Annotated in this window: 25 protein-coding genes and 1 riboswitch; of the genes, 10 read left to right on the forward strand and 15 right to left on the reverse strand. The window is 51.5% G+C overall.

Annotated elements, in window-relative coordinates; translation table 11 throughout:
• Positions 1 to 124: 124 nt before the first annotated feature.
• Positions 125 to 2,641: a protein translocase subunit SecD gene (secD, locus tag AB4876_RS13675; RefSeq protein ID WP_368382345.1), complete on the reverse strand. Its 2,517-nt coding sequence runs from the start codon at positions 2,639 to 2,641 to the stop codon at positions 125 to 127.
• A 196-nt stretch (positions 2,642 to 2,837) separates the two neighbouring features.
• Here secD and AB4876_RS13680 point away from each other — a divergent pair, with 196 nt between their 5' ends.
• The gene (locus AB4876_RS13680) at positions 2,838 to 2,966 is read left to right on the forward strand and encodes a hypothetical protein (RefSeq protein WP_368382346.1); all 129 of its coding nucleotides are present in this window, start codon (positions 2,838 to 2,840) and stop codon (positions 2,964 to 2,966) included.
• 228 nt (positions 2,967 to 3,194) lie between these two features.
• Here the strand turns inward: AB4876_RS13680 and AB4876_RS13685 are convergent, their stop codons facing one another.
• From AB4876_RS13685 to AB4876_RS13695, 3 genes are read right to left on the reverse strand one after another with little or no spacing between them, the layout of a single operon-like run.
• Positions 3,195 to 3,500, reverse strand: coding sequence for a DUF2149 domain-containing protein (locus AB4876_RS13685; protein WP_301026594.1), 306 nt, complete (start codon positions 3,498 to 3,500; stop codon positions 3,195 to 3,197).
• The gene (locus AB4876_RS13690) at positions 3,493 to 3,951 is read right to left on the reverse strand and encodes a MotA/TolQ/ExbB proton channel family protein (RefSeq protein WP_368382347.1); all 459 of its coding nucleotides are present in this window, start codon (positions 3,949 to 3,951) and stop codon (positions 3,493 to 3,495) included. The genes AB4876_RS13685 and AB4876_RS13690 overlap by 8 nt, the downstream gene beginning before the upstream one ends.
• Before the next feature lie 12 nt (positions 3,952 to 3,963).
• Positions 3,964 to 8,379: a cobaltochelatase subunit CobN gene (locus tag AB4876_RS13695; protein ID WP_368382348.1), complete on the reverse strand. Its 4,416-nt coding sequence runs from the start codon at positions 8,377 to 8,379 to the stop codon at positions 3,964 to 3,966.
• 139 nt (positions 8,380 to 8,518) lie between these two features.
• A riboswitch (cobalamin riboswitch) is annotated at positions 8,519 to 8,783 on the reverse strand.
• Between the two features lie 256 nt (positions 8,784 to 9,039).
• On the opposite strand from AB4876_RS13695, the gene AB4876_RS13700 reads away from it, so the two are divergent.
• Both AB4876_RS13700 and AB4876_RS13705 read left to right on the forward strand, forming a co-directional pair.
• Positions 9,040 to 9,342 carry a type II toxin-antitoxin system HigB family toxin gene (locus AB4876_RS13700; RefSeq protein ID WP_184460831.1) on the forward strand — a complete coding sequence of 101 codons (303 nt, stop codon included), beginning with the start codon at positions 9,040 to 9,042 and terminating at the stop codon, positions 9,340 to 9,342.
• An 8-nt stretch (positions 9,343 to 9,350) separates the two neighbouring features.
• Positions 9,351 to 9,731, forward strand: a complete 381-nt coding sequence (locus AB4876_RS13705) for a helix-turn-helix domain-containing protein (RefSeq protein WP_184460830.1) — start codon at positions 9,351 to 9,353, stop codon at positions 9,729 to 9,731.
• Positions 9,732 to 10,005: 274 nt separating this feature from the next.
• Here AB4876_RS13705 and AB4876_RS13710 read toward each other — a convergent pair whose 3' ends face one another.
• From AB4876_RS13710 to AB4876_RS13720, 3 genes are all read right to left on the reverse strand, one after another.
• Positions 10,006 to 11,100, reverse strand: coding sequence for a hypothetical protein (locus tag AB4876_RS13710; RefSeq protein WP_368382349.1), 1,095 nt, complete (start codon positions 11,098 to 11,100; stop codon positions 10,006 to 10,008).
• Positions 11,101 to 11,501: 401 nt separating this feature from the next.
• Positions 11,502 to 12,200, reverse strand: coding sequence for a pseudouridine synthase (locus AB4876_RS13715; protein ID WP_368382350.1), 699 nt, complete (start codon positions 12,198 to 12,200; stop codon positions 11,502 to 11,504).
• 51 nt (positions 12,201 to 12,251) lie between these two features.
• Complete coding sequence (locus AB4876_RS13720; RefSeq protein WP_008249149.1) at positions 12,252 to 12,629, reverse strand: cereblon family protein; 378 nt, start codon at positions 12,627 to 12,629, stop codon at positions 12,252 to 12,254.
• A gap of 59 nt (positions 12,630 to 12,688) precedes the next feature.
• Here AB4876_RS13720 and AB4876_RS13725 point away from each other — a divergent pair, with 59 nt between their 5' ends.
• Both AB4876_RS13725 and AB4876_RS13730 read left to right on the forward strand, forming a co-directional pair.
• The gene (locus tag AB4876_RS13725) at positions 12,689 to 13,363 is read left to right on the forward strand and encodes a class I SAM-dependent methyltransferase (protein WP_368382351.1); all 675 of its coding nucleotides are present in this window, start codon (positions 12,689 to 12,691) and stop codon (positions 13,361 to 13,363) included.
• A gap of 62 nt (positions 13,364 to 13,425) precedes the next feature.
• Positions 13,426 to 13,761 (forward strand): type II toxin-antitoxin system RelE/ParE family toxin, encoded by a 336-nt coding sequence (locus AB4876_RS13730; RefSeq protein WP_368382352.1) that lies wholly within the window; start codon positions 13,426 to 13,428, stop codon positions 13,759 to 13,761.
• Here AB4876_RS13730 and AB4876_RS13735 read toward each other — a convergent pair.
• Both AB4876_RS13735 and AB4876_RS13740 read right to left on the reverse strand, forming a co-directional pair.
• On the reverse strand, positions 13,758 to 14,072 hold the full coding sequence (locus tag AB4876_RS13735) for a helix-turn-helix domain-containing protein (RefSeq protein ID WP_368382353.1): 315 nt from the start codon (positions 14,070 to 14,072) through the stop codon (positions 13,758 to 13,760). The two genes, AB4876_RS13730 and AB4876_RS13735, sit on opposite strands and share 4 nt — an antisense overlap.
• 198 nt (positions 14,073 to 14,270) lie before the next feature.
• On the reverse strand, positions 14,271 to 15,380 hold the full coding sequence (locus AB4876_RS13740; RefSeq protein WP_368382354.1) for an amidohydrolase family protein: 1,110 nt from the start codon (positions 15,378 to 15,380) through the stop codon (positions 14,271 to 14,273).
• Between the two features lie 253 nt (positions 15,381 to 15,633).
• Here AB4876_RS13740 and AB4876_RS13745 point away from each other — a divergent pair, with 253 nt between their 5' ends.
• Complete coding sequence (locus tag AB4876_RS13745; RefSeq protein WP_368382355.1) at positions 15,634 to 16,836, forward strand: MFS transporter; 1,203 nt, start codon at positions 15,634 to 15,636, stop codon at positions 16,834 to 16,836.
• On the opposite strand, the gene AB4876_RS13750 is transcribed toward AB4876_RS13745, so the two are convergent.
• From AB4876_RS13750 to AB4876_RS13765, 4 genes are all read right to left on the reverse strand, one after another.
• On the reverse strand, positions 16,831 to 17,679 hold the full coding sequence (locus AB4876_RS13750) for a M48 family metallopeptidase (protein ID WP_368382356.1): 849 nt from the start codon (positions 17,677 to 17,679) through the stop codon (positions 16,831 to 16,833). The two genes, AB4876_RS13745 and AB4876_RS13750, sit on opposite strands and share 6 nt — an antisense overlap.
• A gap of 7 nt (positions 17,680 to 17,686) precedes the next feature.
• A complete protein-coding gene (locus AB4876_RS13755) occupies positions 17,687 to 18,157 on the reverse strand; it encodes a YbjQ family protein (protein WP_368382357.1) in 471 nt (156 codons plus the stop codon).
• Positions 18,157 to 18,486, reverse strand: a complete 330-nt coding sequence (locus tag AB4876_RS13760) for a YbjQ family protein (protein ID WP_368382358.1) — start codon at positions 18,484 to 18,486, stop codon at positions 18,157 to 18,159. Before AB4876_RS13760 ends, AB4876_RS13755 begins: the two co-directional genes overlap by 1 nt.
• 80 nt (positions 18,487 to 18,566) lie before the next feature.
• A complete protein-coding gene (locus AB4876_RS13765) occupies positions 18,567 to 19,487 on the reverse strand; it encodes a LysR family transcriptional regulator (RefSeq protein WP_368382359.1) in 921 nt (306 codons plus the stop codon).
• A 225-nt stretch (positions 19,488 to 19,712) separates the two neighbouring features.
• On the opposite strand from AB4876_RS13765, the gene AB4876_RS13770 reads away from it, so the two are divergent.
• Positions 19,713 to 21,128, forward strand: a complete 1,416-nt coding sequence (locus AB4876_RS13770) for an acetyl-CoA carboxylase biotin carboxylase subunit (protein WP_368382360.1) — start codon at positions 19,713 to 19,715, stop codon at positions 21,126 to 21,128.
• Positions 21,129 to 21,145: 17 nt separating this feature from the next.
• On the forward strand, positions 21,146 to 22,960 hold the full coding sequence (gene oadA, locus AB4876_RS13775; RefSeq protein WP_368382361.1) for a sodium-extruding oxaloacetate decarboxylase subunit alpha: 1,815 nt from the start codon (positions 21,146 to 21,148) through the stop codon (positions 22,958 to 22,960).
• A gap of 89 nt (positions 22,961 to 23,049) precedes the next feature.
• On the opposite strand, the gene ppiC is transcribed toward oadA, so the two are convergent.
• Together ppiC and AB4876_RS13785 are read right to left on the reverse strand one after the other, a co-directional pair.
• Complete coding sequence (gene ppiC, locus AB4876_RS13780; protein WP_366943153.1) at positions 23,050 to 23,328, reverse strand: peptidylprolyl isomerase PpiC; 279 nt, start codon at positions 23,326 to 23,328, stop codon at positions 23,050 to 23,052.
• Complete coding sequence (locus tag AB4876_RS13785; protein ID WP_301028951.1) at positions 23,325 to 23,507, reverse strand: hypothetical protein; 183 nt, start codon at positions 23,505 to 23,507, stop codon at positions 23,325 to 23,327. Before AB4876_RS13785 ends, ppiC begins: the two co-directional genes overlap by 4 nt.
• 70 nt (positions 23,508 to 23,577) lie before the next feature.
• Here AB4876_RS13785 and AB4876_RS13790 point away from each other — a divergent pair, with 70 nt between their 5' ends.
• Entirely contained in the window at positions 23,578 to 24,048 is a 471-nt protein-coding gene (locus tag AB4876_RS13790; protein ID WP_368382362.1) for a flagellar basal body-associated FliL family protein, read from the forward strand.
• 10 nt (positions 24,049 to 24,058) lie between these two features.
• Complete coding sequence (locus tag AB4876_RS13795; protein ID WP_368382363.1) at positions 24,059 to 25,006, forward strand: flagellar motor switch protein FliM; 948 nt, start codon at positions 24,059 to 24,061, stop codon at positions 25,004 to 25,006.
• Positions 25,007 to 25,011: the final 5 nt, after the last annotated feature.

Genomic DNA, 25,011 nt, shown 5'->3' on the forward strand with positions numbered 1-25,011 from the left:
GTTTTTGTACTACCTATGAATGAACTACGGTTAAGTTGATGAATCTTTGTCGTGACGTATGTAGTTAAAAGCCATAATGCAGGCAAACAGTCACACGGACGTCGTCCGTGTGACTTAATCCACTTTAAGGCATAAGCGCTAAGGATTCTCTCACTTCCTCGGCGCTAGGCCTGAGTTGTTTCAGGCCTTTTTGCTCGCGCCACATGCCAAGAAAATACAAGATCGGCGAGGCAATGAAGATTGACGAGCTTGTGCCAACAATAATGCCGAATAGCATGGGCTTGGCAAAGCTCGACACTGCATCGCCGCCGGCCACGGCCATTGGCAGTATCGCCAATATAGTGGTTGCCGATGTAAAGAGTGTGCGCGTCAATGTTGAGGAGATACTTTCGTTTAGAACACGTAGCAGCGGCGCATTAGGATCTGCGCGCAGGCCCTCGCGCACGCGGTCAAACACAACCACTTTGTCGTTAATGGAATAGCCAATAAGCGCGAGCAGCGCCGCGACAGCAGTTAAGTTGAATTCCAGCCCAGTTAAGGCAAAAAAGCCAATGGTTTTGGTGATGTCTAAACCAATGGTGGCGATGGCCGCGGTGGCGAAATGCGACTCGTATCGAATCCACAAATACATGAGCATGCCAGCGGCGGCCAATAACACGGCAAGTATGGAGGCGTCGGCAAAGCCGCCGCTGATTTTGGGGCCAACCATATCCACGCGGGGAAAGGTTGCCGCAGGGTCTTCGCTGAGGATGGCGGCTTTCAGTGAGTCAATTTCGTTGGCGCTTAATTGCTTGTCGCCGCTATGCGCGGGTAGCCGAACCAGAAACTGCTTGTCGTCACCAAACTCCTGAATGCTTGCCCGATCAAAGTCGTGGGCCAGCAGATTGCTGCGCAAACCCTGCACCGAGAGTTGCTCAGTTTTCACATTCACCAAGGTTCCGCCGGTGAAGTCGACGCCATAATTTAGGCCCTCCCCAAAAAATAACGCGACCGAGCCCAGCGACAGTATCGCAGACAGCGCCAAGCCCATAAACCGCCCGCCGAGGAAGTTTGTATTGCGCTTGCTAAGCCGGTCCAGCATGGCAAAGCCAGAGAAAGACAGCACATCTCTTTGGCGCTTGGGTATATGCCATTTAATCAATACGCGAGTCACGGCAATAGAGGTAAACATCGATGTGACTAGGCCAATGGCAATTGTCACTGCAAAACCGCGAACAGGGCCATTGCCGAACATAAATAACAGGCTAACCGCGATAAGTGTGGTGACATTGGCGTCGATAATCGTTGCATAGGCTTTATCAAAACCGGCGTTGATGGCGGCCATTGCGCGCTTGCCGCGCGCCGATTCTTCGCGGATGCGCTCGTTAATTAGAATGTTCGCATCAACGGCCATGCCGATGGTTAGAATAATACCGGCAATGCCTGGCAGGGTGAGCGTGGCGTTTAGCAGGCTTAATATGCCGAAGATCAGGCCAATATTAATGGTCAGGCTCGAGCAGGCAATTAAGCCCCAGCCTCGGTAGATGACCGTCATAAATAGTAAGACCAAAGCGGCACCAAACACGCCGGTAACCAAGCCCATTTGAATGGCATCGCTGCCAAGGTCTGGGCCAACTGTGCGCTCCTCAACAACCGCCAAAGGCGCGGGTAAAGCGCCTGCGCGGAGAAGCAGGGCAAGATCGCTCGCTTCACTGGATGTAAAATTGCCCGTTATTTCACCGCGACCGCTGCCAATAACACCTTGTATTACCGGTGCCGTAATCACCTCATTATCTAGGACGATTGCCAGTGCTCTACCAATATTTTTGCGGGTCATGTCGCCAAAGAGTTTGGCGCCGACATTGTCGAGTGCAAAGGTGACTACTGGCTCGCCGGTATTTTGGTGAAAGCCCAAACTCGCGTCGCTAATATGCTCGCCTTTCATGGCGACTTGTTTTTCTAAGGTATAGGTTTGCTGGTCTTTACTGCTTAGCACCGTCATTGTCGGCAATGTGCTTTGCGGGCGCGCTACCCAGTGAAAAGACATTTGCGCCGTTGTGCCCAATAGTTGGCGAATATAAGCGGGGTCGCTAACACCTGGCATTTGAATCAGCACGCCATCGTCGCCTTGCTTGCTAATACTTGGCTCAACCAAGCCGGTTTCATTGAGCCGCCGTCGAACCACTTCTAGGCTGCGGTCTAGGGCGTCTTTTCTGATTTGCGCAATATATTCTTCCGTTAGTGTGATGCTCAGGGTGTTTTCGTGGCCAGCGACTTTAAACATTCTTAAGCCGGCAGGGGTCCTATTATGCTCAGTGGCCAGTGCCTTGGCTTTTTCTAAGTTTGCAGCATTGCGCAAGCTTAGCTGCCAGCGTGTGCCGTCGGTCTGTGGCTTTGCATAGGCGATCTTGTTCTCGCGCAGCTGCGCCAATAGCTGCTCCGCAGCGCGCTCTACCGCGCCGTTAATGAGTGGGGTGGTATCAGCGCTCATAAGCAGGTGTGAACCGCCCTGCAAGTCTAAGCCCAGTTTTAAAGTGTTGTGCGTAAACCACGCTGGTAAGTTTTCCTGCGCCTTGGCATTTAAAAAGTTAGGAGCCGCGCTGCTCAAACCAAGCAGTATGAGCAGTAAATAAATTACCGCCCGTGTATTAAAGAATCGCATGAATAATCCTTTCAAATTAATGAAATAAAAATTGAAGTACAAAAATTAAGGAGGATTATTTAAACGGGGGTGCGCGCAGCGGCGGTCGTAGATGAACTAGCGCTTGTAGGGCGGGAGCCCAGTTAGCCGCTGATTTTACAAGGCCAATAAAGCGCCAATTTAGTTGGCTAGTAGTAAAAACATTCGCGCTTGGTGTATGAAAGCGATGATCATTGTCATCACGCCCAGATACAAGCGCGGCATTGCTGCCATTGGAAAAAACGAAAACCTGAGCCGTGTCATGCTTATTAAAATTTTTGTCGGTATCCAGCGTCGCGGCTTGTAAGTTAACGCCAGTGGCGAGCATCCCAATAAGTGCAAAAAGCCAGGCAAGCATTGGCGGTGCCGCGCGCTTGTCTAGTTTTGTACTAAGTGATGGGGTGGGCATGGTGTTTAAATACAGTGTCTGCAGTCAGCGAATTATTGGGGCGAATCATTCTTTAATCAAGGCAAATAATACAGCTTCTATTGAGCAGCCTATTTGAGTGGCAATAGGCCGCTGGGATGTGTGGACTTAGCCACCAATCAAGATCAATTTTCCGGTTTTGGGGTCGCGATAGACCTGCCCCAGCGCCTCGTAGCCGTCACCATTTTGAATTTGTTGCTGAACAGTCGTTGGCACACTGGGCAGTTCTTTGCCTAGGGAAATATCCTGCTGTTGTGGCTCGGCCTTAAAATGTTGCTGTAGGTCGGGGCTCATCGATACCAAGGCGGCAATTAAGCCGCAGGCAAACACCAAAATAATATCGACCAGATTGGCCATGGGGCCGAGGGGGTCGTCGTTATTGTCGAGAAACTCACTGTCGCGCCACTTATCCATGTTGCGTAGTTTTCAAGGCGGCAAGCTGGTGCAGAGCTTGGTCGTACCAGCGGCGGCGCAGACGGGCGAGCACAAAGCCGATCATGCCCGCGAGCAGGCCAATCACGGTGGTGTCGAAGGCCACGGTCATGGCGGTGGTGAGAATGCGCAGCTCACCTTCGCCAAGCGCCGCTAGGCCTGGGCCGAGGGGGATTAACGTACCCATCAAACCCAGCATGGGCGCGAGGCGGGTAATAAAGTCGGCGCGCTCAATACGGCGTTTACCGGCGAGCACCAATGCATCGCGGTTACCAAGGTCGCGGAGTTTGCGAATACCGCCCCAGCGCTCGCCAATACAAATACCCACCTCGTAAATGGCCAGTGCGACAAAAAATAATAAAGCCCAAATCACCGGCTCTAAGAGCAGCGAAGTGATCTGGTGCATAAGCCCTTGAGACAATCCAGTAACCATAGTGAACTCCATTTAGAATTTAGGCTGACGACCGCGCCACAGACCGCTGATTAGCAGTAATATCCCAGCCCCGAATAGCCAGGGCAGATAGGGACTAATGGCGCTGGCTGATGTTTGTTGTTCAGCTGACGCTGCTTCTGACTCCTGCTTAGACGCGGTCGCCTGCTGGCTAATTTGCGCTGTAGTATTCGCGTCTAGCTGCACTTCCTGAATATGGCTGGGCGACATAGTGCTTGGCGCTTCCGGCGTAACTCGGCTCTTGGCCAGCACCGCTTCAAGCTCTTTGGCGCGCTCTGCGCTGAGCTGCTTTTTTACCAGCGCATACATGGGGTGATTGGCGTGGGTGTGGCCGCTGCCTGGATTGCCGTGCTCAATAATATTGTCGCTAAATTGCTCGGCCAATTTTTTAACCGTGGCGGCGTCGGCTTGCCAAAAACCTTTGTCGATGGCGACCAGCATCACCGCCAGAATATTGCTCTGCACATAGCGGTTATTGTCTTGGGCCAAAAATTCCGCCAACCCGAGCTGTAGGGCATCGTCCACATAAATGGCTTTTACTTCTTCCCACACGCGGTCATTGATAATGTCTGGGCTAGTCACCTGCCAGCCCCAGAGGTATTCAATAAATTCGCTGCCCATGGTGCGGGCGCCGGAATAGCCCTCGGCCATAAGGGGCTTAATCCACTGAGGATTAAAGAAGCGGCCACGCAATTCCGACAATAGGGCCTCGGGCAGGGCGTCGATGTGCAAATTGCGATTGTCGGCGTGGTTGATCACCGCGCTGGCGGGGACGTTGCCGCTCACGGTTTCCACCGCCAAATTAAAACCGCCGAGGTAGTCGAAGGCGTCGTTATTGTCGATTAAACCGTAAAGATGGCTGGCGCGGCCCAGATAGGTTTGCGACACCCCAGTGAGCTGTCGACGGAATAAGGTTTGCGCAGATTCGCCCTGTAAACCCACTCCGTAGGCGTGGCCCATACGCTTAACAAAAACCTCGGCCAATTCACTGCGGTCCTGCCACGAGCCACTGCGTTCAATCATGCGGTTAACCCCTGCGCCGTAAGCGCCTGGCGCAATACCAAATACCCGCACACTGGCTTGACGGCCTAGGTCGGCGGCCGAGATTGCGGGGCTGGCGGCGAGTAATTCCCGCGCCTCGTTCACCCAGTTATTGGCGACTTGGTTTTTGTCCAGCGGTTCACTGCCGCCTTCTTTGGTTTGGTCTAAGGGTGCCAGCGCTGCTTGTAGGGCCAAACTCAGGGCAGGATAGTCGCGACGAATTAAGTCGCTGCTGGCATCCAGTGCGAGTAATCCTGCTTTGTCGAGCAGTAGTAAATGCTGGCCGTAGAGATCGCGGAACAAGCCCGAGGTGGTAAAGACCACATCGAAACGGCGGGGCTGGTCAGGGCCAAGGGGTAGGCGTTCTAAGCCTTTAATGATGCCGCGACTATTCCAAATGGGTCGCACGCCGAGCAGCTTCATGCCAAAGGCAATCATCGCGCCCTCGTCGCGCACAGCGTCGGAGGCCCATAAAATAATGCCCTGCTTATTATTGGCGATATCGGTATTGGCAAGGGCGACCCCAGACTCGCCAGCCAGTACTTTGGCGGCCAGTGCTGTGCCTACCTCAACCCCAACGCGGGTGGGTAAAAGGCTGCCGTCCAGCGCGTAAAAATTGCGGCCGGTGGGCAGGGCCTCTGGGGTGCGAATGGGATCATTGCCTTTGCCGGGCGCCACAAACTGGCCGTTAAGGCCGTTGAGCAGGGCGCGCATTTCAGCGGCGGGTGAGGCGCTGAGTTTATTCAGCCAGTCGCTGCGCTTGCTGCTATCGGCGGCTTCGCCCTGCAGCATGGAATTGAGCATGGTGTCGATGGCCTTGGGCTGCCAGTCGTGGCCAAACACGTGGAGGCCCAAGGGCATGAATTGCTCTTGGAGCTTGGTGAGGTAGTGGCCAATTTCGTGGAGTAAGAAATCGTCGTCAATTTCGTCAAAACCGACGCCGCGCACTTGCAGTTCTTCGTCCATGCTGGCGATAAGCTCGTCGCGTAAATTGAACTCATCCACCTTGCGGCGAAGGGTTTCTATGGCGCGGGCTTTGGTGCTGCCATCGCTGGCGGCTTCTGCGCTTTCAATTAGCTGCCGCAGTTCCAGCAGTTTGTCGTATAGCTCGGTGGCGGCAAGTGGCGGCGTGAGATGATCGACCATCACCGCCAAGCCCCGGCGCTTGGCCTGAATGCCCTCACCAACGCCATCGACAATATAGGGATAGATACCCGGTAAATCGCCAGCCGCAATACTGGGGTAGTCACTGGATGAAAGCCCCACGCTGCGTTTGGGCAAAAATTCATAGGTAGAGTGACGACCAAGGTGAACAAGGGCGTCGGCTTTAAACACGTCCTGCAAATAGTGGTAAAAAGCCAAATATTGGTGTGGTGGTGGAAAGGACATATTGGCGTGCAGCAGTTCTTCGTTTAACTCCCAGCCCCGCGGTGGCTGGGGGCCAAGAAAAACATTGCCAAACTGCACGCCGGGAATCAGCACCTTGTTGTCCCACACCATCACCTTGCCGGGCGCTTTGCCCCAGCCGCGAATACCTTCAATACCCATGTCGATTAAGGCGCGGTTGAGTTCTTGGCTGGCTTGCCAGTCTAGGTTTTGGCCGCTGGCCGCCTGTGCTAATAAATTCTGATATTCGCCGCCCAGCTGGGCGAGTAAATCTAATGCGCGGCTGCGGCCGGTGTGGCGCACACCATCTAAGGCGTGGTGTAAATCCGTGAGGGTGTTTTCCATGCGGGCGCGAATTAGCGCTAACTGATCTTGGCGCTCGGTAACCGAGCTGAGTTCGGCCAGCGCGGCCAATTGGGTCTGTAAACTTTGCTGTAATTCCCCGAGCGGGCCGTTGACCATTTCTGCGCGTACCGCTGGGGGCAGGGTGTTAAACCACTGTTGGTAGGCGTGGCTAGAGACGGAATTAATTTGCCCAGACATGGCTGCTAGCGCTGCGGCGTCTTCGGGTAAATTCACGCCTTTGGCTTGGAGTAGGTCGAGTAGTGCTTCAGCATCGGTGGGCAGCTCACCAGTGTGATAGCCCGCCGTGCGCAGGGCGCGGAGTATCTCGAGTAGGCTCTCTGGCACATTGAGATTGTCGGCGCCAATATTGTGGCGGCCCGGGGGGTGGTTGTAATACACCACGGCAATGCGCTTGTCGGCATTGGGTTTTTCTTGCAGGTTTAACCAGCGGGCTAACCGCCGTGTTTGGCGCTGTATTTCACCGGCGAGGGGTTCGCTGCGGTAAACGCTGGCGCCGGTGAACGGGTCGATTTTGGCGGTGGCGGCTAGCGCTAACACTTGGGGTTGCGACACGCCTTGGAGCTCGGGCATGGCGACGCGGTAGTGTACTGAGTCGCGGGGAATACCCTCGGCAGAGAGCTGCCACTGGGCGCTAGACCACTCGCTGATGCGAATGCCTTTTAATATTGGCAACTTGAGTTCTTCTAAAATCGCGGTTACCGCTTCGCGACCCTCGCCGCCGCCAATCACAAAATCTTGCAGGGCAATAATGGCCGCAGGGCTATTTTTAAGCGGCCCACGCATGGCGGTTTGAATGGTTTCTAACGCCGCGACACTGGCCTCGCCCCAAGCCGCCAACACCGAAACACACTGCCATGTTTGCGCTGCGCAAAGCTGCTGGTGCAAGGCCCAGTCGCCGCTTAAGTCGGCGGTGTCGTGGTCGATAATCCACACGGTGCGCTGCGCGGGCTTGAGTTGAGCATTTAACTCGGCGGCACTGAGCCAGTCGGCGCCAGCGCCGTGGTGCAGGGCAAAGCGCAGGGGCGCGACTTCTTCTAGGCGGGGATATTCTGCGCTGCTGTTGGCCAGCATTTGCAAGAGGCTGGCGGCATTGTTCACCGAGCGGTTTAGCCAATAGGCGCGGGCTTGCAACCAGTCGGCGTAGCCGGGTGATTGCTTTTGGCTTTCGGTTAGCGCTGCTGCGGTTTGCACGCCAGCTTTGTCACCGAGAATATCCTCTGGCAGGCCCTGACTAAATATCTCACCGTGTCGATCGCGTTGCAGGGGCATGAGCGCGCGGTCGCTGTGCAATACCGTGCGCAGCTGCTGGGTGGGGTAATTCATGGCCAATAAACGCGGCACGTCTTCGCCAAATATAGCCACTAATAAAAGCCGGTCGCTGCGGCTGATAAGAGCTTGTAGCTCCTCGTCGCTTAGCTTGCTTATTTGCTGAACGGTGCGAATTTGAATACTTAAATCTTCGCGTTGCTCTAACAGCTGGTGAGCGCCCGCTATTAGGGTAGGTGCCGAGCGGTCTGAAACAATCGCGGTAATATTCATTGCCATAGCACTGGCGGCGTTAAGCAGCAGTAGTAAGGCAAATAGATTTCGGGCTAGATTTTGAATACGGCCAGACATAGCATTTCCCCGCCGTAGCTCGCCCGCATACGGCTATTGAACAAGGTGGGAATAAAACGCGGGCAGGGGGCTTGGCAGACTATGGTTTTAGCTATGGCTATGCGCCAAAAAGCGAATCTGGTGTGACACCCCGCCACGTTCTATTCTTGGGTTTCGGGCCGGTCTCCGGACTCACAGAGTGCGTATGAATTACGCAGTGCTATTTATAGCAACTATTCGCCTTCCCACGGTTTACGCAGTGGCTGTCAGCACCTCACTGGCCTGACGGAATAGTGTTCTCTGTTTACCGTTGCGGGGGCAGTACAGGCATTGCTGGTTTAAGAATTGAACGCAGCGCACCTGTTTCCCGTTTAAGCTGCGCGCAGTCATTATGCGACACAAGCACCTGAAACATCGGCGCCAAGGATACGCGCTGGGGGTGGGGAGTCAAGGTTTAGCCTGCATTGTTGGCGGATTACGCCAAGTGGAATTTGTTGGTTCACCCATAAACTGGCCAAGCATGTGGAACATATATTGGCCAAAACTTGGATATACGCCTTGAGTCTTCATTTTAGGCGATTTTTTTATCCAGATGACGGTTGATAAAGTCACATTAGCGGACATACACGCCCAAGCGTAGCGTCTATTGCGTTGATCCCAAAATGGGACTAGTATATATTCATGCGTATTATTGCTCTCTCAACTTTGAAGGCCTTTTGGGCGATCTCTCCGGCTTACGGGGATTCAATCGAGCCCGGAATGGCTTGGTATAGAGAGACATTAAAGGCGGATTGGTCGTCCCCGAATGAGGTAAAAGCCAAATTTTCAAGCGCCAGTATTCTCAAAGATGGAAGAGTTGTGTTCAACATTGCCGGCAACAAGTATCGACTGGTCGTTTGGATCAACTATCCATATAAAGTGGTTTACATTCGTTTTGTTGGTACACATAAACAGTATGACGAAATTGATGCACAGACAATCTGAGGTGACCCATGGAAATTCGTCCAATTAAAACCCCGACAGACTATCAAGCAACGCTTAAAGAAATTGAGTTGTTAATGGTGGCGGAAGCGGACACCCCAGAAGGTGATCGGCTGGATGTTCTTGTGACGCTTGTTGAAGCATATGAACGAGAACACTACCCAATAGATTTTCCTGATCCAGTGGAAGCTATTAAATTTCGTATGGAACAGCAAGGCCTCACAGTGGAGGACCTTGTCCCAGTGATTGGTCGCAAAAATCGGGTCTATGAAATTTTGGCGCGTAAACGCCCACTGACGCTCAGAATGATAGAAGGCTTACATGAAACTTTTTCAATTCCTGCAGAGAGTCTCATAAAACATGCATCGCATCGTCGAGGGCATGCTGCGTAGGTTGGCTAGAGATTAGCCGTCTCATCAAGCCAGGAAGCTCCCCTGCAAATCATCGGCATGTATGGCTTCAGCGTCACATTAGCAGACACATATGTAGGTAATTCCACGCTGGAAAGTGTCTAGTGAATCCTGGGAAGTTCGCTATGACTAACTCAAGATTCGAGTACAATACCTAAAAAATACCTGCTGAAAAGTGTAATGCACCCGATATCTTAATTTATCATAAATCCGCGTAAACCCACTTGCATTAGGTGAGGGGGAATGTCATCAGGAATTAGTAGCCTAGTATGGCGCTACCAATTCCTAGGATATTAATTGCATTACCAAAGATGGAGTCTTCATCTTCTTGTTGTGCTGGCGTGTTGTTGGTTGGTTTGCGTGCCGCTTCAACTTTAGCATAAACACCTGCGTAATCCTTGCTGGTATAGCCGCGATCATCTTTAATATCATCATCTGCACCGAGTGCAATTAGTGTTTCAGCAAGTTTATTTCGGTCGTAAAACCTAGCCATATGCAGTGCGGTAACATCACGATTTTGGTACTTGTATTCAGAGCCAGGTTGCTCAGCGAAACCTATTATAATCGATCTGTTTACCACTTTATTAACATCAGCGCCAAGCTTAACAAGCGTTTTTGCTAATTCAGCTGTACTATTTTCATCTTCAAAATAAGACAGACGTCCTAGCAATGTTTCTTTGCCAATAGCGTAGGAGAATGTGGTATCGACCTCCAAACCGTTCTTTTCAAGTAATTCAAGGCGACTAATAAATTCGCGGTGCGAAAGGTTCTGCTCATTCAGGTCGTCAAATAAATATGCTTGCAAGGGTTGGCCATACTCTGGAGCTTTATTGATATCGCCACCAAGCGAAATAACCTTCTCAATCCGTGAATTCAATTCATCAGGGCTAGCCTTTTTGATAAAGCGTATATTCTGCGAATACAATATGTAGTGAAGGCAGTTCGTATAATTGACTGTTTGAGTTTGGTCATGCTCTTGAAGCAGGGCCATGATTTCAAAGCTACCCACGCCACAGGCATACTCTGCAGCAGGCACGTTTACGGGAGAATAATGAGTGTTATTTTTATCATCCTGGTATTGCGCAGAGACGGGATGAATGGCGTCTATTGATATTAAATAGTGAATAGCCTCAATGTTATTGTGAAGAACAGCACTTTCAGTAGCATTAGTCACTTCATAGGGTTCACGATCAGGGGATTGCGCGTTCCTGACAAAAGAATTACTGTTAAATTCTTTTAGTTTATCTGTTCTGCCCTGCGCTATATCTACACCGATTTCAAAGGAGTTTATATACGGAGGCGTACATCCTGAAATGAATAATAAGGCGAATGCAAAAAATGATATTCTCATAAAAAAGTCCTTTTAAATTAGACCGATAGCTATTTAGTATACATATACCGTTTGGGCGGGAGTAGTCTTTGCTAAATAGCATGGCTGTTTGTAAGGCATAGATTTTCCAAACAGAGCGTTGAATGCCTACTTTCTTGCATTCTAAAACCCCTTAATATCTCTTATTGACGCATTCAGACTGCTTTAAACGCATGGCAGGCAATCCCTCATATTTGTTTAATGCCTTGAGATTAGGATGCCCCCACGTTTCCGTGCACCCCAATTATCTGGATACCACCTTATATATGATTTTGGTATTCCGGCTGTCCGCTTTTTACCAGCACCTGCCAGTGTTTGCGCTGGAAAAGCTGCCATGCCATAAAGTGTCCTGCCTGATTTTTGCCATAAGCACGCCAAAATGCTCATTGTTTGCTCGAATCAAAAAAATCGGCACTGTGCTGAATATCCAGTATTTCGCCAGTGTAGGGGTGCGTAAAGCGCAGGCGCGAGGCGTGCAGTAACAGCCGATCTGCGGCGGCCTTGGCGGCAGGGTGGGCATAAAACTCGCATCCTAAAATAGGGTGGCCAATGCTGGCGGTGTGTACCCGCAATTGGTGGGAGCGGCCGGTAATTGGCGTTAGCAGTATTTGGCTGTGGCCGTCGTCGGTAACGCCTTGGCGCAGGTAATGGGTTTGGGCTTTTTTGCCGTAATCAAAATTCAGTTCTTGGCGGGGGCGATTGGGCCAGTCGCAGGCCATCGGTAAGTCGATAAAACCCTCAATACTGGCAAGCTCGCCGTAGACTACGGCTTGGTATTCTTTTTCGATTTTCCGGTCTTGGAATAAGCGGCTCAGGGCGCGGTGGCTGTCTTTATGTAGCGCAATAATCATTAGGCCCGAGGTGGACATATCTAGGCGGTGAACAATCGTGGCGTCGGGGTAGACCTCGGCAACGCGGCTAATTAAGCAATCTTTATTGTCGGGGTGGCGGCCCGGCACCGACAGCAGGCCAGCGGGCTTGTTAACAATGAGCAGGTCATCGTCGCAATGCAAATAGCCGATAGGCTCGTCGCAATAGGGCACAATAAAATCGGTATTGGGGTTTTCTGGGCTGGCGCTCATTAGACTGGCTGGTTGCAAAGAATTGGCGGCCAGTATACCGGAAAACGCTGGCTATTTTCCGGCGCGTAAATAGCCAGAGATCAAGGCAAAAAAGGATTCGCTCAAGGCGTTCTCGTAATACCAGCCCAGCTGGGTGGTGCAGTACTCGCAGTGGGCGTACTGCCATTCAAAGCCCTGAAACCAGCAATAGTGGTCGGTGGCTTTACCGGCAATAATCAAGCCCGGCGCAGCCTGAAAGCAGCTTAGCTCAAATACCACGCCGTCGGGATTGACAAAATGATGTTGGTGTTCGCCTTGTACCTGTACCCGATAATTCTCGGCGGTGACTGGCCGCTGGCAGTCCTGACAGTAAATAAGTTGCTGTTGATCCGCCTCGTAAACCTGCAGCAGAACATCGTGAACTAATTGCTTTATTGGTAGGCCACTCATAGCACACTCCGCTAAAATATCGCCATCACACACAGCTCTAACATAGAAGGAAATGCGCTTTGCGGCAAGCATCTTCGGCGACAGATTGCGAGATCCTCGCGCTACGATTACAGGAATACATCCCCAATGCGCTGCTGGCGAGCACTACTTTGCCCGAGGTGCCAGAGATGAAGTTGTGGCTGCTCAGTGCCGACTATCCCCAGCAAGACCTGAGCCCCGAGCAAACCCAGCGCATTATGAATTACCCGGCCTATTGGGTGTTTTGCTGGGCCAGCGGCCAAGTGCTGGCGCGTTATATATTTGATAACCCCCACCTTGTGCAGGGCAAGCACATATTGGATTTTGGTAGTGGCTCGGGAGTGGCGGGTATCGCCGCCAAACTGGCGGGCGCGGCCTCGGTGATTGCCTGCGACCTCGACCCCGATGCCATTTTGGCCAGTCGCGCGAATGCCGACTTAAATGGCGTGGAGCTTGAATACCGCGAGGATTTCTTTGCGAGCAGTGAGCAATACGATCTGATCTTGGTGGCCGATGTTTTATACGATAAAAGCAATTTTCCGCTATTGCCGGCATTTCTAGCGCGGGCGCCCCAAGTGCTTATTGCCGATTCGCGGGTACGGAATTTTCAGTTTGAGGGTTACAACTGGTTGGCATATCAACGCGCCACCACCGTGCCGGATTTGGCGGAATCTGACGAGTTTTCTAAAGTGAATCTGTATCTTGGCGGGCGTTAGCTAATTATAATTTATACTTGCGATTGAGCAGGATGCTCGTTTATTTATTCAAGGGATGAATCGTGAAGAAATTCGCCTTCGTAAACGAAGCTGCAGAACGTGAGTACAAAGATTTACCTCACGATATTCAAGATGAATTTGGAAAAGACTTGCGTCGGATTCAGTATGACCAAGCTCCGGAGTTAGCGATTGAACACCTAAGTGCTATTGGCGCGGGGGTTGTAGAACTTAAAATCAATGGCAGCCCCGCGTTCAGATGCGTTTATATAGCAAAGTATTTAGAGACCGTTATCGTCCTACACTCGTTTACCAAAACAACAAATGGCGTTGACCGCAAAGCAATGAAGCTAGCTGAGCAACGCTTAAAAGATTTGAAAGCTGAATTAAGATCGGCTTAAGCAGCTTGGTTTCTGGAGATAGCGATGGATGCCTCATCTAATGTTGGCATCGACATCTGAGCTTTAAAACCTAATGCATCTAAGAGATCAAACATTGCATCAATGGTGAATTTCTCAATTTTCGCATTGATCAAATCGGACACCCTAGATTGCTTGATGTTTAACTTGTTAGCAGCCTCTTGCTGAGTCCAGCCTTGCTCTTTGATTAAGCGAGATAACATGATGGATAAATCCATTTTCATCGCCATTTTGCTGGCGACTTCATTGTCATGGTTTACATGAAATGGGCTGTCGTAGAATTTGAGTGCCATAGTGCACCTCGAATATTGGATTACTCTTGGAGTATATAAAATTTTAGATAACTAGCAAGCGCTGATTATCTAAAATTTCATATAATCTATCGAGTCGCTGTAAGATTATGAAAAGTAACAATATTTTATTTGGTGATATTAGTGCTGGTTATGTCGAAGCCGCTCAGGGATAGGCCCTATTTGAATCTGGCGTATTCTCTAAAGTGAATCTGTATATTGGCGAGCGCTAGCCAAGATTTTGCGAACCGATTTTTTGGGTAGCAGGGCGATAAAATTATCCCGCGCTACGCCTTGGGCGGCTTCTTTGTTTAACGCGTCTAAAAACGGTGCATATTCGTCTAGGTTCGCGGCGATTTTGTCGTAGCTACCCAAGCCGTCGGAGCCAATCATAAAGCGCTTGGGGTATTTATTGATTAAGGCCACCCAGCCGTCGGCTGCCTCTTGGTTCTTGTCGAGTAAATAGGGCGTGAGCACTGCCCATGACAGATCGATATATAAATTGTCGTGGGCGGCAAGTAGCTTGCTCAGCGCGGGTAATAAAAAATCGAGCTTGTCTTGGTAGCGGTGTAATGTGGCGCTGGTGCCTGCGTGGGCCCAGATAAAATTCACATCGGGGTGGGCGGCCAAGGCGTCTTCAATTTCGCCAACATACAGCGGATTGCGCTCGCGCTTCGAGGTGATGTTGCTGTGCAGCAACACCGGCAGCTTAAACTCCGCCGCCACGCGATAAACTCGATACATGGCCTCGTTATTGGCGCGGGGCGTATCGTCTTGGGTTAGGGCGGTTAAGTCATCGTGGCGGGTTAATACCTCGCCAATGCCCTGCCAAACATCGGGGTAGGTCTCTAGCATTTGGCGCAGGTGCTTATCGGCATTCTTGTCGGTGGGATTAAAACCGCATAAAAAGGGATGTAGGCGCTCGCGATCTTGTTTAGGAAGTTTGCGGTAGGCCTCTGCAACGTAGCTGTCTGTGGCGCTAAACCAATACATCCCTGCGTCATCACCAGCGTAGTAGCGGGGCCGCTTAGGCTCGTCTTCATGCCATTTTTTCATCAGCGGAATACCGCTAATCATCGCGTGGTCAATCTTGCCCTTGTCCATGGCGGTAATCAGTTTAGAAAGCGGCTCACCCTCTTGGAAAAAATCAACAATATGTAGATGGGCGTCGCTGTAACGGTGTTTGGGCGTGCTGATTTTTTGCGCTTTGCTGTTGGGTTCAGCGCTTGCCACTAGGCTATAGGTGGCCAACGATGCTAAGCCCATAAGGGCTAAACTGGTGGCGAGCAGATGTTTTTGTAACTGATGCATTCCATTCCCTTGCGCGATAGGACCTGCATTCAGACAGGTTTGGGGCGGAGGGGTTCAGTTGGTGAGGTGAGCGGGCTTTTTGCCGATGTGTTGGATTCTGAATCAAGTGCAGAATGACGGCTATTGGGAATACGGGTGCGGTGGGGCAAGCGATAGCGCTAATGGGTAAATAATCCTAATAAACCCAGAGACGGACGGGCTTATCGCCGATATTATTCATTTCCTCATAAAGGTTTCGATCAAGGCGTGCGGCATGTTTGAGCTACCCAAAAATATTTACTTAATGGCGATTGTTAGCTCCCTGTGTATGGCGACTTCGTCGTTAATGGTGTTGGTTAGCGGTTTGCTGGGTAGCAGTTTGGCGCCGAGCGCCTCACTGGCAACTTTGCCAATGGCGAGCTTTATTATTGCTACGGCGGTGTCTACGGTTCCGGCTGCCATGATTATGCGTAAAGTTGGCCGCAAGAAGGGCTTTCTGCTCAGTATCTTTATTGCCTTTTGTGGGGCGCTTTGTGCGCTGCTAGCAACGGTGCAGGCGAATTTTTTATTGTTTATTTTTGCCACCCTCTGCTTTGGCTTTAATCTTGCGTTTACCCAGCAGGGCCGCTTTATCATTATTGAAAACGCGCAGAATCCAAAACAACAGGCAGACGGCCTGACCTTAGCGCTATTGGCCAGTTTGCTGGGCGGTTTTATTGGTCCGCAATTTGGGGCCTTGGGGCGCGACCTTATCGCCTCGCCGCAGGGCTATGCAGGGTCGTTTTTGTTGTTGGCAATCTTGCTGGTAATTGCCTTCGTTATTATGTGTATTTATGAAGAGCGGGGCGTGGCTGAGCTCGAAAATGTGTCGGCTGAGCGCTCACTGCTGAGTATTATTAAGCAGCCTAGCTTTATTTTGGCGGCGGGCACGGCGGCCACAGGTTATGCGGTTATGTCGCTGGTGATGACCGCAACACCACTCAGCATGGTTGAGATGAGCGGCCATAGCTTTAATCACGCAACGATTGTTATTCAGTCGCATATTGTTGCGATGTTTTTGCCTTCACTGCTTACCGGGAAATTACTTAAAAAGGGCCTGCGATTGAGTCTAATAGTTGCTGGTTTGAGCTGCTATTTGGCGGTGATTGCGGTGGCCTTTAGTGGGCAGGAGGTAATGCATTACTGGTGGGCGCTGGTACTGCTTGGCCTTGGCTGGAATCTATTATTTATGACCGCCACCGCTTTACTCCCTGAGACCTACGAAGGGGATGAACGCTTTAAAGCTCAAGCCGTGAATGAATTTAGCGTGATTAGCGCGCAGGCGCTTGCAGCGTTTTCTGCGGGCTGGATTCTGTTCAATTATCAGTGGGAAGGGGTGTTAAAAACGGCGCTCAGTATTTCGGTTGTTTGGTTGCTGGGGCTGGCTTTCTTGGGCTATATCACAAGGAAGCGATCTCTTGTTGCCGCGAGTTTATAAATTTTCGTAGCTGAGCCTTGGGTCTAGTGCCTTAGTGGCTGCTGTTTTAGACTTTTGAGTCCGGTTCTTAATCTGTTCAATACGTTGCTGCATATCGGGGTGGCTGGCAAAAATCGCCTGCCAACTGGCTTGACGGTGCTGGGCTAATATCTTTTCAAAGAAGGCCTCTGAGCCAGCTAAGTGGCCATAGTGCTGTTCTAAGGTGTCGAGGGCTGCACGGTCGGCGGCGCTTTCCATTTTTCGGCTAAAGCCGAGCACGGTCATAATGCCTGCTTGCTGAACGGTGCCTTGCAGCACTACCGCGTTTTGCCCAGTTACCACGCTTAAAAATAACTGCACTAGTAAGCCGCCACTGATGGATTGGGCGGGGTGACGAAATTTGATGTGGGCAATTTCATGGGCTAGCACCATGGCCAGCGCATTCTCTGAAGACACTTCGCGCAACAAGCCGGTGGTAACAAAAATATGGCCGCCGAGGGTGGCAAACGCGTTGGGCACATCAGCTTCATCGATAAGATGGAAGTGCAGTTTGATGTCGGGTGCTAACTGCGATTTGTTGGCGAGCTGATTGCCAAGTTCTTGGAGCGCCGCTTCGGCACTTAACATGTTTTGTTCGCGGTTCTCCGTATTGCTCCTTAGTTGCCCAAATTTACTGACCAGCTGTTGTTCGTAGCGAAAGGGAATTAGCGGTGCCAGCTGGTGAGAAAATAACAGCAGCAAGGCCACGACGGCAGTAATGACGAGGAGTACCCCGCCGAGCAGAATTGAAAATTCCTTTAGGGGGTTCTCGCTAGAGGCATTTATGCCCTCCGGAATTTTGGGGTTTTGTTTTGCGAAGGCCACGATTTGTTTAGCCCAAATTTTTATGAGTGGGAATTAAAGCTGTTCCATAGGCGAGTACTTCAACCGAGCCGATGCCCTTATTGCCGTTGCCGGAAATCCGGCTAGTTTCTAATTTGGTGTTAATAATGGCTTCGGCGCCAGCTGCGTGTGCCTGTTCTTGCATGCGCAATAAAGCTTCGCGGCGAGCGCGATCGAGCAGGGTTTCGTAGGCGCGAATACGACCACCGACAAGGCCGCGCAATCCCGCGGAAACTTGTTTGAAATAATCCACCGAGATCACCACGTTACCGCTAACCAGTCCCGCGTGGTGGTTCATATACTCTGGCGGCGGAAAGCGGTCGGTAGATACCACAAGGCTGCGCAGCGCATCTTCGCGGCTGAGGATGCTCTTATAGTGCTTGGCTTCGGCGCGGCGGCCAAAGAAAAAGCCAAGGCCGAGCAGTAGCGCGAATATACCTATTTTAATGAGGGCTTCCATTATTTTTCCTCGAGGAAAACCGCCGTGCCGTAGGCCAAAATTTCGGAGGCGCCAGCGGTGATAGACGAGGTGGAGTAGCGCACATTGATAACCGCATTGGCGCCAATGGCCTTGGCTTGTTCGGTCATGCGGTCGGTGGCCTCTTGGCGGGCTTCAGATAACAGTTCGGTATAACCGCCGAGCTCGCCGCCAAAAATGTTTTTTAGCCCCGCCATAATATCTTTGCCCGCGTGTTTGGCGCGCACGGTGCTGCCGAGGACGAGGCCAAGGTGTTGGCTGACTCTTTTGCCAGGAATAATTTCAATATTGCTGATTAACATATTACTCATGGTGATTTCCTGAGGTTGATAAACGAATGCGGCTTGCGGGCTTAAATAATCAGTCAGCGCGCTTACCTTGTACACCTTTTTTAGATTGGCTTGCTAACCGTACTGGGCTGATGAAGAAAGTCGTGAAAAGCCTTTGTTAAGGGGTTGAGGTGTTTGGCCTTGGGGTACACGGTGCACCATGATCGCAAAATAGGAAAGCCGACAACGGCAATTGCAGCTAGGCGACCAGCGGCGATGTCGTTGCTGACCATCGCCTTGGGCAAAATAGCAAAATGCTCACCGCTGGCTAGGGCGGTTTTGATGGCTTGGTTGCTGCCCATTTGGCGGTGGCGCTGAATGAGGCAGCTGTGCTGGCGGCAGAAGCTCTCAAAAATTTGTCGGGTGCCGGAGCCCGCTTCGCGAAGCAGGGCTGGGTAGCTTAAAAGTTCGATTAAGCTTATATCTTGCCGTTGGCTCAGCGGGTGCGAGGCGTTTGCCACCACCAGCAGTTGGTGCTCGGCAAAGGGGGTGTAGCTTAAACTTCGGCTGTCGGGCACTTGGGTCATGATGGCGAGATCGTCAAGATTGTCGTGCAGGCGTTCCAGCAAGCGCTGGTGGTTAACAACGTGCAGGCTAATATCAACGTCGGGGTGCTGTTCGCAAAAGTTGTGAATAAGGGGTGGGAGCAAGTACTCGGCGCTGGACTCGATGGCAATGTTGAGGCTGCCCTGCAATCGCCCATGCAGCTCGGTTAACTCAATTTCGAGGTGCACTAAGCGCTGTTTGAGTTCGCGGGCCGCGCGGAGCATGAGTTCACCGGCGTTGGTCAAGAATAGCTGTTTACCAAGATAGTCAAACAGCGCTTGGCCAACGACTTCTTCCAAGCTGCGGATTTGTGAACTCACCGCCGGTTGGGTTAGCGCTAGCTGCTGAGCGGCCTTGGAGTAGCTGCGGTGCTGGCAAACTGCCAAGAAAACGTCCAGTTGGCGCAAGGTTAAACGATTTAAAAAGCTGACTTCCATACTCGTTCCTGGGCGGTCGATTCCCTTACTATAAGTAATTGCTAATACTTATCAATACAAATATTAATTTTTTATTCATCGCTTTTTTCGGTACGGTGGCTGCATGTCATTATTGCTGCGCCACGTTTGCACGCGGGTTTACGCAGTAATGAAATTGCTTTTAATGGCTATTGGCTAATAGTAAGGCTAGGTTAGGGGTAATTCTTGCCCATAGGGAGTTCAGCTATGTTGAAAAAAATCCTGATCGCCAACCGCGGTGAAATTGCGGTGCGTATCGTTCGGGCCTGTGCCGAAATGGGCATTCGCTCGGCGGCGATCTATACCGAGCCAGATCGTTTTTCGCTGCACGTAAAACGTGCTGATGAAGCGTATAACGTGGGCGCCGACCCTCTTGAGGGCTATTTAAACCCCCGCAAGTTAGTTGCGTTGGCGGTGGAGACCGGCTGCGATGGCCTGCATCCTGGCTATGGTTTTTTGTCTGAAAACGCTGAACTGGCCGAGGTTTGCGCCGAGCGTGGCATTACCTTTATAGGTCCCAGTGCCGAGGTTATTCGCCGTATGGGCGATAAAACTGAGGCGCGCCGCGCAATGACCGCCGCAGGGGTGCCGGTAACACCGGGTACCGACGGCAATTTGGCCGATGTAGAGGAGGCGGTGAACTTCGCCAAAACCATCGGTTACCCCATTATGCTTAAGGCAACCTCGGGTGGCGGTGGCCGTGGTATTCGCCGCTGCGACAGCGAGGCCGATTTACGCCGCCAGTACGATCGGGTGGTGTCGGAAGCGACGAAGGCCTTCGGTCGCGCCGATGTGTTCATGGAAAAATGCATTGTTAATCCCCGCCATATCGAGGCGCAGATACTGGCCGACAGCCACGGTAATGTGATTCACCTATTTGAGCGGGATTGCTCGATTCAGCGCCGTAATCAAAAACTGATCGAAATTGCGCCGTCGCCACAGTTAACCCCAGAGCAGCGCGCGTATATTGGCGATATGTCGGTTCGCGCCGCCGAGGCGGTGGGCTATGAAAACGCCGGTACAGTCGAGTTTCTCTTGGCCGACAACCAAATCTATTTCATGGAAATGAATACGCGGGTGCAGGTAGAGCACACCATTACCGAGCAAATTACGGGGGTGGATGTGGTGCGCGAGCAAATTCGCATCGCCTCTGGCTTGCCCTTGGGTTACCGCCAAGAGGATATTTCCTACCGCGGCTATGCACTGCAATTTCGGATTAATGCTGAAGACCCTAAAAATGATTTCTTGCCCAGCTTTGGCAAAATCAGCCGCTACTATGCGCCAGGCGGCCCTGGGGTGCGGGTAGATACCGCTATTTATACTGGCTACACCATTCCGCCGTATTTCGACTCAATGTGCTTAAAGTTGATAGTGTGGGGACTAACCTGGGAAGAGGTTTTAAATCGCGGCGCGCGGGCGCTAAACGATATGCGCCTGCAGGGCGTGAAAACCACGGCGGCTTACTATCAGCAAATTTTAAAACACCCGGATTTTCGCGCTGGGAATTTTGATACCAGTTTTGTTGAAAGCCATCCCGAACTGACCCAGTACTCGGATAAAACCCGCCCCGAAGATATTGCCCTCGCCGTGGCCGCTGCAATTGCCGCCCACGCTGGCCTATAACGCAAAGGATATTGATCATGAGCCAAGCTAAACCCGTTCTAATCACCGATGTTGCCCTGCGCGATGGCCACCAATCGCTAATCGCCACGCGAATGCGCACAGAAGACATGTTACCGGTTTGCGCCGAGTTGGATGCCATCGGTTTTTGGTCGCTGGAAGTGTGGGGCGGCGCCACTTTTGACGCCTGCGTGCGCTTCTTAAAAGAAGATCCCTGGGAGCGATTGCGCAAGCTGCGCGAAGCGCTGCCTAACACTAAATTGCAAATGCTGGTGCGGGGCCAGAACCTGCTGGGTTATCGCCATTATGCCGACGATGTGGTCGAGGCCTTCATCCAAAAGTCGGCCGATAACGGCATGGATATCTTCCGCGTTTTTGACGCCATGAATGATGTGCGCAATTTAGAAACGGCGGTTGCCGCGGTTAAAAAATCCGGCAAACACGCCCAGGGCACTCTCTGTTACACCACCAGTCCCGTTCACACCACGGCCAAATTTGTGCAGCAAGCGCGAGACCTTGTGAATATGGGTGTGGACTCCATTGCCATTAAAGACATGGCGGGTTTACTTACCCCGAGCGCGACCTCAGAACTGGTCGCGGCGCTTAAAAGCGAAGTCAGTGTACCGCTAGCGCTGCACTCCCATATGACCTCTGGTTTGGCTGGGCTGTGCCAGCTCAAGGCGATAGAGGCGGGTATCGATATTATCGACACCGCAATGTCGGCTTTTGCGAATGGCACCAGTCACCCTGCAACCGAAACCATGGTGGCGGCGCTGAAAGGCACCGACCGCGACAGCGGATTAGACCTACCCGCGCTGCAAAACATTGCCACCCAGCTGTGGGATGTGCGCAAAAAATACCATCAGTTTGAGAGCGAGTTTACCCGCGAAGACGTTAGCGTGCAGATCAACCAAGTGCCCGGCGGAATGATGTCGAACTTGGCGAATCAGCTAAAAGAGCAGGGCGCCTTACACCGCATTGGCGACGTGTTTGCAGAGATACCGGCGGTGCGCAAAGACCTAGGTTATCCGCCACTGGTAACGCCCACCTCGCAAATTGTTGGCACCCAAGCGGTTATGAATATTCTAGCGGATAAGCGCTACACCACCATTACTAACGAGGTTAAACGCTATTTGCAGGGCCACTATGGCGCAGCACCTGCGCCGGTAGACAAAAACCTACGGGCGCTGGCAATAGGTAATGAGGACGTGATTGATGTGCGTCCAGCGGATCTTTTGCCGCCAGAGCTAAACAAGCTGCGCGCTGATATTGGCGACCTGGCCAAGTCAGAAGAAGACGTGCTGACCTTTGCTATGTTCCCAGATTTGGGTCGTGCGTTTTTATCAGAGCGCGAAGCGGGTACTCTCACTCCGGAAGTGTTAGAGCCTATTGGCAGCGCGAGTACGCGGCCGGTTACCGATGGCGGCGCGCCAACTGAGTTTGTTATTGATGTTCACGGCGAAAGCTATCAAGTGGCTATTACCGGTGTTGGCATCAAAGGCACCGGCAAACGCCATATTTATATGACCTTGGATGGCATGCCCGAAGAAGTGGTGTTCGAAGCCCTTAACGAATACAAAGCCGAGGGCAGTGGGGGGCGTAAATCGGCCAACAAGCCAGGCCACGTAACGACCAATATGCCAGGCAATATTGTAGAGGTGCTGGTAGCGGTAGGTGACGTGGTTAAGCTGGGTCAGCCTGTATTGGTAACCGAAGCGATGAAAATGGAAGCCGAGGTGCAAGCGCCGATTGCCGGTAAGATCGTTGATATCTTTGTTAAGAAAGGCGATCGCGTAACACCGGGTGAGGTGCTTATTGAGATAGTCGCGGAATAAACGCTGCTCATTTGCTCTAGCGCTAAATCAAAAAGCCCCGCCGGCACACAGCCGTCGGGGCTTTTTGATTTTTACTGACTAAATACGGCTTAGTTGCGGTAAATAGTCTGAATCAAGTGGTAGCCAAACTGAGTTTTTACTGGCCCATGTACTTCTAAAACGGCTTCTTTAAAGACCACGTCGTCAAAGGCTTTTACCATTTGGCCTGGACGAAACTCGCCGAGGTCGCCGCCCTGTTTGCCAGATGGGCAATCTGAGTGCTTTTTAGCCAGCTCGCCAAAATCGCCGCCCTTAGCAATTTTTGCTTTAAGATCTTTCGCTTCTTGTTCGGTTTTAACCAGTATGTGTCGTGCTGAGGCAACGGTCATAATTGTATCTCGATGATGAATTCAGGCAGGATTATAGCAGTAACTTTTGTGTTTATTCTTGCTACGTGGTGTTCACGCTGACTCGGTGTAGCGGCTGTTTTCTGACAAATAACAGCCAAAGTTTTGTCGTAGGCATATTTAGCTATATTAACTGTTTGATTTTTAAGTACAATTTTCATTGGCATAAGCCTTGCTTTTGCCCTAATAATAGCTATGTTGTCTCTGTATGCGGAATGTTGGAAACAGATTATGAAATCTAAGATTATCCTGATTGTGGGTGTGCTGGTATTGCTGTTAGCCGCAGTTGGCGGAACGTGGTTTTTTATGAAAAGTTCGGCGCCTGCGCCGATGCCAACCGAAGCCGAAGGTGAAATGATGGCCGTGGCTAGCCCAGCAATGAAGGCCCCTGAGTACTACAGTCTGTCGCCATCGTTTGTGGTGAATTTACAGAATGAACGCGGCATGCGCTTTTTAATGATCGAGATCGAGTTGATGTCGCGCCGTGACGATACCTTTAGCCGGGTTGAGCAATATGAACCGCGTATTCGCAACGACTTGCTGTTGTTTCTTAGTAAACTGGATCGCGAGGCAATTGCTACGGTTGAGCAGCGTATGAAAATACAGGAAGAGGCGATGGCGGTGATTAATGGCGTTTTAATCGCTGAATCTGGTAAAGGCGGTGTTGACGCGGTGTATTTCACCAAGTTTGTCGTGCAGTGAGGTTGAGCCAGTGAGTGACGTACTCGATCCAGAAGAACTCGAAGCCTTAATGGCGGGTGAGGACGACAACGCGCCGGGTAAGGGTAAGTACAATCTTGCCCGCCAAGATTATGCTGTGCAGCGCCTAATACCGGCGCTGTCGCTTATTCAGTCGCAGTTTGCAGGTGCAACCAAGGATCGCATGCAGGAGTTTGTTGCCGCAGTGAGTTCGGTACAAACCGATAAAATCACGGTAATGAAGTTTGAGGAGATGCTGAATACTCTTTCGGCACCGTGCAGTTTGTCGGTGGTGCAGGGGCTGCCGATGAATGCCAACCTATTTTTGGCGTTTGAATCTGATTTGGTTTTTCAGTTGGTTGACCGTTATTTTGGTGGCTCTGGCGCCAGTCAGCAGGGCGATCGCGAGACCTTGTCGGTATCTGAATTTAGTTTTATGGAAATGCTCAGTACCGCGTTGTTGCCCGACATTGCCGGCGCGTGGAAGTCGGTTATGAAAACTGCGCCCAGTATTGCAGTGCAATACAATGATCCCCGTATGCTCGACACTATTAGCGAAGCCGATTCATTGGTCGCCACGCGCTTTACGGTGAATATTGGCGAATTTAGTGGCGGCTTGTGGTCGATAGTACCGTGGAGTGCGATTGATGCAGTGCGCGACAGTATTGGCGATCCAGCAAAGAGTAAAGCAAAGCCCTCTAGCGATGATTGGCGCGACCGCCTGCTAGATGGTTTGGAGTCTGCCCCAATAGAGATGGTAGCCGTGTTAGCGCATACCAAGCTCAGTTTGAAAAAAGTGGCCAAATTTAAAGTGGGGGATATCATCGACATTCCCTCACCAGAAGAATTGATTTTAGAGGTCGATGGCAAGCCCTTTATGCGAGGCCGTTTCGGCAGTCATCAGGGCAATTTAGCGGTCAAGCTTGAGGGCCCAGTGCCAAAAAAACGACCGCAGCGCTGAGGAGG

It is taken from the genome of Zhongshania guokunii (assembly GCF_040892635.1).
In the GTDB taxonomy this organism is placed as follows: domain Bacteria; phylum Pseudomonadota; class Gammaproteobacteria; order Pseudomonadales; family Spongiibacteraceae; genus Spongiibacter; species Spongiibacter guokunii.